Origin of the sequence: Brunnivagina elsteri CCALA 953 (genome assembly GCF_002289455.1) — a bacterium.
GTDB lineage: Bacteria > Cyanobacteriota > Cyanobacteriia > Cyanobacteriales > Nostocaceae > Brunnivagina > Brunnivagina elsteri.
Genome location: NZ_NTFS01000353.1, coordinates 1 through 6,928 on the forward strand (window position 1 = coordinate 1; position 6,928 = coordinate 6,928).

General features: G+C 36.8%; 10 protein-coding genes. 3 read left to right on the forward strand and 7 right to left on the reverse strand.

Features of this window, described 5'->3' with window-relative positions; translation table 11 throughout:
- Positions 1-418, forward strand: a 418-nt coding sequence (locus CK510_RS23495; RefSeq protein ID WP_245912353.1) for an ATP-binding protein, incomplete at its 5' end; no start/stop codon positions are given.
- Between the two features lie 281 nt (positions 419-699).
- Here the strand turns inward: CK510_RS23495 and CK510_RS23500 are convergent.
- Entirely contained in the window at positions 700-1,134 is a 435-nt protein-coding gene (locus CK510_RS23500) for an Rrf2 family transcriptional regulator (RefSeq protein ID WP_095723984.1), read from the reverse strand.
- 173 nt (positions 1,135-1,307) lie between these two features.
- Here CK510_RS23500 and CK510_RS32960 point away from each other — a divergent pair, with 173 nt between their 5' ends.
- Positions 1,308-1,511, forward strand: a complete 204-nt coding sequence (locus CK510_RS32960) for a hypothetical protein (protein ID WP_095723985.1) — start codon at positions 1,308-1,310, stop codon at positions 1,509-1,511.
- A 245-nt stretch (positions 1,512-1,756) separates the two neighbouring features.
- Here the strand turns inward: CK510_RS32960 and CK510_RS34630 are convergent, their stop codons facing one another.
- The 6 genes from CK510_RS34630 to CK510_RS34075 all read right to left on the reverse strand — a co-directional run bounded on the left by CK510_RS34630 (position 1,757) and on the right by CK510_RS34075 (position 5,171).
- Entirely contained in the window at positions 1,757-1,921 is a 165-nt protein-coding gene (locus CK510_RS34630; protein ID WP_510788926.1) for a DUF8639 family protein, read from the reverse strand.
- Positions 1,922-2,218: 297 nt separating this feature from the next.
- On the reverse strand, positions 2,219-2,539 hold the full coding sequence (locus CK510_RS23510) for a hypothetical protein (protein WP_095723986.1): 321 nt from the start codon (positions 2,537-2,539) through the stop codon (positions 2,219-2,221).
- 136 nt (positions 2,540-2,675) lie between these two features.
- Positions 2,676-3,062, reverse strand: coding sequence for a hypothetical protein (locus CK510_RS23515; RefSeq protein ID WP_143289405.1), 387 nt, complete (start codon positions 3,060-3,062; stop codon positions 2,676-2,678).
- A gap of 68 nt (positions 3,063-3,130) precedes the next feature.
- Complete coding sequence (locus tag CK510_RS23520) at positions 3,131-3,412, reverse strand: hypothetical protein (protein ID WP_095723988.1); 282 nt, start codon at positions 3,410-3,412, stop codon at positions 3,131-3,133.
- Positions 3,413-3,506: 94 nt separating this feature from the next.
- Positions 3,507-4,214 (reverse strand): acyltransferase, encoded by a 708-nt coding sequence (locus tag CK510_RS23525; protein ID WP_095723989.1) that lies wholly within the window; start codon positions 4,212-4,214, stop codon positions 3,507-3,509.
- An 828-nt stretch (positions 4,215-5,042) separates the two neighbouring features.
- Complete coding sequence (locus CK510_RS34075; protein ID WP_281257075.1) at positions 5,043-5,171, reverse strand: hypothetical protein; 129 nt, start codon at positions 5,169-5,171, stop codon at positions 5,043-5,045.
- A gap of 530 nt (positions 5,172-5,701) precedes the next feature.
- On the opposite strand from CK510_RS34075, the gene CK510_RS23530 reads away from it, so the two are divergent.
- A complete protein-coding gene (locus tag CK510_RS23530; RefSeq protein WP_095723990.1) occupies positions 5,702-6,646 on the forward strand; it encodes a hypothetical protein in 945 nt (314 codons plus the stop codon).
- Positions 6,647-6,928: the final 282 nt, after the last annotated feature.

Here is a 6,928-nt window from a genome sequence, read left to right on the forward strand (position 1 = left end):
TGGTGATTATCTGCGACTAAAGCAAGTAATCATTAACTTAGTTGGGAATGCCATCAAATTTACCCACGAAGGGGGTATTACCTTAAGTGCAGACGTAGTGCGTAAAAAATTACGTTTCGATGACTGTGAATTTCCTGGTATCGTCAAAGTGCGAGTCGCGGATACAGGTATTGGTGTTTCCCTCGATCAACAAGATAAATTATTTCAATTATTTTCCCAAGTAGATGGTTCCCGCACTCGTCAATATGGAGGTACGGGATTAGGATTAGCAATATCCCAGAAACTCGTTGAAGCAATGGGGGGAGAAGTCCACTTTTATAGTCTTGGAGAAGGACTTGGTTCCACAGTTACATTTACCATAGCCTTATATCAGCAACCAGTGTTGAGTTCGGCAGAAACATTACCAGATAGTCAGTAGTTTATCCAGGGATAGAATCTTCGTTGCTCGGCTATTAAAAAATAATAAACCCGGTTTAGACAAATTTACTCCAGAAAATAAAATATCCCAATTATATAATTATCAATCCTATCATTTGTAGGGGCTGGGTATCCCCGCCCCTTATATATTAGACATCTCCGGAAAAGATGTAGAGACGTAGCAATGCGGAGGCACGACAAGGGTTTTGGGTAACAAATCATTGATTTTCGGAGATGTCTATTGGGAGAATTTATTTTTTGGTGTTCCCTAACTACAAATCGCTAAATATAATACATCAATGGGAGATGAGAGTTTTTGCTGTAGGAGTCGCATAAATCTTGCAGAGTCTGCTGTTGCAAAACCGCATAAAGTGCCTGACATGCTTCTTCCCAAACACCTCCAATCACCTTAGTACCTACAGAATTAGTAGTACTTCTACTGGGAACAGTTGCTTCTAATCCCTCAATGCAGTTTAAAGCGTCCAAAATAGTAATTTGATATGGTTCCCTAGCTAAAACATAGCCACCTTTAACACCCCGCGTACTTTTGATTAAACCACCACGTCGTAGGGTTGCCAGCAACTGTTCCAAGTAACGCTTAGGTATATTTTGAGCGTCGGCTATCTGTTGAATTTGCAGGGGTTCGCCACTCTCATAAGAATTGGCGATTTCCAATAAAGCTAAAAGTGCATATTCTAATTTACTTGACAATTCCATAGGCGTAACCCTACTCAATTAACACCTACAGCAATAATGTAATTAATATTGCTGCCATCAGATGCAAGGGAGAATTTCCCACCTGACACTGACCGACTCATCTTAGCTTAGAATCTCTTGTTAATAAAATCAAATACTTTTAATTGTCATTTTCAAAACTTTTGTTTATTGAAATGCCTCCAAATCATATATTTACCAACCCTATCATATATAAGGATGGGGAGACCCTTCGGATTCGCCACTTTGGCGAAGAGAAGTTGCGTGCGCGGGTTCCCCGCGTTGAGCAAACTTCGGGGACGGAAACCGACACCGCCAATTGGACTTACTCCACCCCTACAATATTGGAGAATTTATTTCTTGGTGTTTCCTTATCTTAGGCGATCGCTTATCTCACGAGTTCTGCGATCGCATCTCAATTGACAATATATATTTAATTTTGCATATCTACTTAGGGACTTCCAGAAAATAAAATATCCCAATTATATAATTATCAATCGTATCATTCGTAGGGGCTGGGTATCCCTGCCCCTTATCTATTGGGAAGCTCTGTAATTCTTTAAATGCATGTTTATACAGCAAATTTTAAGTAAATGACTAAGTTATTTTATGGAAATTTTAAGCTTTAATAGTCGTTATCAGCTACACAAATCCCTTTACATTTAATACCATTGGTTGCTGTGCGTAGACAATGAGGACATAGAATTTTTTCGTTTTCTGCTTCTTGATTAACCCTTATATTCGTGCTTGCCTCTAATTTGTCTTTTTCGGTCTGGAATTTTCCTACCATAATGGTGAAGGGCTTTTTTACGGTTTACATTTTTTATTTTACAAGCCCAAGCCAATTATAGTGAGTTTAGACTGAATACCAATCAGCCTAAACAACCGTGGATTCCCCTAGAATATTCTCTGTCTAACTTTTGCGATGCGGAAACTGTCACTGAGTCGCAGAGCGATCGCTTGTTGTTTTAAGACGATATTTCAGTATTATTAGGACTTTCAGAAAATCAAATATCCCAATTCATAGATTTACCAATCGTATCATTCGTCAGGGAAAACCCCACCTCTACAAGATTAGATATCCTTGCTAACGTGGCTTTTTAGATGGAACGGAGGGTACTTTATATCCAGGAGCGCGAAAATCAAAAGAGCGTGGTGATTCAGATGATTGTTGGGGTAGTTTACGGTAATTTCGAGTAGAAGTTGGTTGCTTTTTTAACCTAGTATTTGGTCTATGCTTTAATGTACGCTTGGGTTTCGATGAACGGTTGTAGGGAAATTCCTTAAAAATACTTGGACGGGGATTGGTTTTTGCAAACACTGGTATACTAATTAAAAAACTGATACCAGTAGCTACTACTAAAATCGCCAACTTTTCGAGCAAAGTTACGCGGTTGAATAAATTCATGGCTAACTTAACCTTGATTGGTGGATTGCAATTAATCGTAATTCATAACAGGTTAAATAAAGCACCATTAAAAAGATTTTATCGAAGAATAATTAGTACAGAATACTCACAAATATCCATTCTTTGACCATTGGTTTCACTTTTCTCTAATTCGCTGCCATGAAATGCTAATAAAAGAAACTGCAAATAACGAATGTATAATAATTATGAATATATTCGCACTGCTATTAAGAAAACTGTAAATTTGGGAAACTGCCGCCAGGGAATGAAAAATAGATAAAGCAATTAATCCCGGTTTTAAAGCTTTTTTATCAGTCAAATCCAGCATTAAAAAACTTAAACTACCCAAACCTAAAGCACCACATCCAATTATCCGTAGTAATGAAATAGATAGGGCATTGTTTTCTAAAACTAGAGTGGGAAACAAGAGAAATATCAGACCAATTCCAACTTCAAAAATAGTATTAGCAATTAAGAATATTTGCATCGCGATCGCACCACATTTAAGATGATACTGTGTCAATTACAAAAACAACCTAAAAATAGTCATCCAAAATCAATTTACTAAAATTGAATGACTATATTGAATGACTACAAAGATTGCGGACAATTTCCAAATTTTTCTAGCGTTTGAGTCAATATTTCGCAATCGGAAGTTTTCCAAACATCACTAGTATGTTTTTGTATCCAGATAGAATTAGTCGAGAGACTTTGGTGATATCTACAGGTCAATATTCTATCAATAGGAGGATTTACTTTTTTCTCTAGAGGAGAATCTTCACACTTTTCAGAACCTCGTTTCCAACCTCTAAGTGTTAAATGCCATTCAGTCCACTCATTAATATTACTGCTATCTGAAAAATAGATATTCATATCTTTTCGACTCCTAAAAATAAATGTTTTACGGTTATTTTGGCTGAAAATACCAATTAATATATCTTCTCTTTGAGACAGATATTACTTAATTTTAATTATTACTTGTACTCGTCGTAGATAAAGTCGATTCTTCTACTTTCCGAGATTTAATAACTTTTGCCGGAACTCCAACTGCAACTGAGTAAGGAGGAATATTTTTAGTGACAACAGAACCTGCACCAATCACACTTCCTTCACCAATTGTGACTCCATCAAGTATTGTTACCCCATGTCCTAACCAGCAATTATCTTCAATGACAATTCCTTCACGAGTGACACCTTGTGCGAGAATATTCTGATGAATATCAGTGAATATATGATTATTTGCGATGATTCCAGTATTTGAAGCTATTAAACAATTTTTACCAATTCTAATATTTCCTGGTCCTCCAATACTAACATTAGAACCAATGTATGTCTTTTGACCGATATGAATAGTTGTATTATCCATTGCTCCAATTTCAACTCCTTGTTCAAGCGCGACTCCATCACTTAAATAAAGATGATTATTATCTCCTCTTGCATCTAGACGAATATTTTTAAAAAGATATACTCCATCTCCAACAGAGATAGATTTAGCATTAATAAATTCAGTTCCATATTGAATATATCCAGATTTACCAAGCTTTCTAAAAATAATTTTGTACAAAATATTGCGTAATTTTGTACCGAAAAATATGCTGGGAATATTACCGAAGAAAGTCGTTACTAAAAGCTCTTGAAGTCGGTTAAGTTTTAGAGTCAAAATGTTGTTATTCATAATCACTATTCCCGTAATTTTTTTTGCAAAAAGTAAAGTGGTCAGATTAAACTTGATACCAAATACTTATACCAATTCTTTGTGAAGCTGCATAGAATTTTACCCTACCCTATAGACGCGGAGAGGCTTCCCGTAGGGTATCCTTCCCGCAAGCGGGGTAGAGGGGGTGGGGTTCATGCATCTTCATATTAAATTGGTATTAGGTGTATATTATGGAATCAAGTTAATAAATAGGTGAAGATTTAATACTCAACCTGATTGAAATCAAAAGAGATAAATGATTTTATGTGAAAAAATCTGATTCCCAGCGCATATATCTTCCGCATAACACCCATGAGGTGAAGTAGAAAAAGCTAATTGTTTACTTGTTGACAAAGATGTAAACAAATAACTATCGTAATTTCGCTGGATTTATCTCCAATTTTTCATCTCGATAATGTGTAGATTTTGGTCTATTTCAGAACCAATGGAATTACACAAGTTTTGCTTTGGCAAAGTTAAAAGTACACAAAATCTCCCGATAGATAAGTTAATCAAAACTTATATTAAGGAGCAACATTTCTGAAAAGATGTTTTCAAAAGGTCTTTTGGGCTTATGCTTGACATAGTAAAGCTTCTGAGTCCACGGTTCAGACTTGGATATTCATCACAATGAACCGATGCTATAAGTATGCAATTATACCCTTCTAGACTTTTAAAATATCTTCTGAGTTATGAAGTGTAGTTAAAAAGCCGATACAAGCAAGTAGCGATCGCATACACACTTACTGTCTAGTGACCTTGTGTAAGTTCAATTATGTACGCGATCGCAATTAAAGAAAATCTCTACTAAGGTGGAGTATCGCCTACTTCAGACATCACGTTGAAGTTTACCATCGGCGCAAACAGATAAGCACTACCCCGATTACTATAGCGGCTTTGTTGTTGCCAGTTTATGTAGCCTGTTACTGTAATCATGACGTGAAGTGTTACCAGCCTTTTACATTTCCATTTTTTAAACTAAGAATCTATCTAACTTCTTACCAAGAATAGAATAGCAAATTTTCACTCAACATAGTATAAAGTAATAATAAATAATTATGAAATTTTGATGCTAAATTCACTTACGCCTTTTTCAGCAAGCCCTACTTAGAAACTGCCATATAAACCTCGTCTACCTTGATAACTGTAGTTTTTCACAAAGAATTTGGGATTGTTACCCTGGGGGTAGGCACGGAGTGACTTCCAAAGTTAGCCGCGTTAGCGGCTAACTTACCTCGCAATGATACATCAGTTTCTTGTTATTGAGTTAATTAACCGCAGATTAATGCAAATAAATATGGATTAATTAATACAGATAAACACAGATAAGATGGGATTGGCAAAAACAAAGTCAAAATTTCGATAGATTTGACCAGCATTATGTAATACTTCCGTCCATTGATTAAATTGCTAAACTATCTGTCTACACTATTTGCAGTTGATTGGCTATCCTAGCTAAAAGTTCCATGTCCCAAGATAACCCTCCCAACTCCCAACCTCCTTCTTCCCCTGAACCGAGACGAAACCGTCGTCAACGTCGAAATCAAGATGAAACCCAACCTCGTCAAACACGTTACCAGAAACCCGCACCATTTTGGAAGCTGACAATTATCCAATTGTTGCGAGGAACTATCGGAATTTTAGAAACGACGGTTGATAAACTAGAAACCCAACCAACAACAGATACAGAGGAAACTCCAAAACAGGGATGGTGGGGTGCTATTTTAATTAGTATTCGTGCTGTGTTACCTACTGGTTTGTCATCCCAGCTTTCCGATACATTTTTGAGTAGCGCGATCGCAATTATTACGGTAGTAGCTGTTTGGGGTACTTCATCGTTTTTTGCCCATAAACCGACGGAAGTCGCAACGGTTCCACAAACTCCAATAGTTCAGGAAACAACCCCCCCAATAGTTACAACACCAACTGAACCAGAATTACTCCCAACTCCACTTCCAATCCCTTCAGTGGAAGCAACAGAACCTCCTGTTGTTGAGAAGGAGAAGACTGAAGATAAACCAGTAGAAGAGGAAACAGCAGTTGTTACAGAGGAACCAATACCTGAACCAACACCAGAATTTGTACCTTTAACACCAGAACAAATTTTAATTGCAGCGATAGAAAATAAAGTCGGGGAGGTTAGTAAAGGTGCTGCATTAGGGTTAGTAAAATCAATTCAAGCGAATTTCCGTAACAGCAGTTTAATTGTGACTATAAATGATGATTGGTATACATTGAAGAAGTCACAGCAAGATAAATTAGTTGCTGATATATTTCAACGTTCGAGAGAGTTAGATTTTAGCCATTTAGAAATATTTGATTCTCAGGATAAATTAGTTGCACGCAATCCTGTAGTGGGCAAGGAAATGATTATTTTTCAAAGAGAATTGATTGCGGAACAAACCAGCTAATTAAATCCGATATTGATGCTAAACCTCGTCTACTTTGAGAACTGTAGTTTTCCACAAAGACCTTGAGATTGCTACCCTGCGGGTAGCCACTTTGTGTCTACCTTACGTCGCAATGACGGATTTGAATCTTAAAAAAAACTCCGGGTTTCATCATGGACGAGGTTTAATGATATTTTTGTATTGAATCTACAGGTAACCGTTCACGGGGGGTATAAGTACGGTTTTAAGGCTGTTTCAAAGCGATTGGTTTTCTATTAGTGTCAAGAATGTAGTATTTTAAGG

Bases quoted from the DNA above. Each gene is read 5' to 3' on its own strand.
- CK510_RS23500 (WP_095723984.1), bottom strand. From the start codon at position 1,134: ATGGAATTGTCAAGTAAATTAGAATATGCACTTTTAGCTTTATTGGAA.
- CK510_RS32960 (WP_095723985.1), top strand. From the start codon at position 1,308: ATGCCTCCAAATCATATATTTACCAACCCTATCATATATAAGGATGGG.
- CK510_RS34630 (WP_510788926.1), bottom strand. From the start codon at position 1,921: ATGGTAGGAAAATTCCAGACCGAAAAAGACAAATTAGAGGCAAGCACG.
- CK510_RS23510 (WP_095723986.1), bottom strand. From the start codon at position 2,539: ATGAATTTATTCAACCGCGTAACTTTGCTCGAAAAGTTGGCGATTTTA.
- CK510_RS23520 (WP_095723988.1), bottom strand. From the start codon at position 3,412: ATGAATATCTATTTTTCAGATAGCAGTAATATTAATGAGTGGACTGAA.
- CK510_RS23525 (WP_095723989.1), bottom strand. From the start codon at position 4,214: ATGAATAACAACATTTTGACTCTAAAACTTAACCGACTTCAAGAGCTT.
- CK510_RS34075 (WP_281257075.1), bottom strand. From the start codon at position 5,171: ATGATTACAGTAACAGGCTACATAAACTGGCAACAACAAAGCCGCTAT.
- CK510_RS23530 (WP_095723990.1), top strand. From the start codon at position 5,702: ATGTCCCAAGATAACCCTCCCAACTCCCAACCTCCTTCTTCCCCTGAA.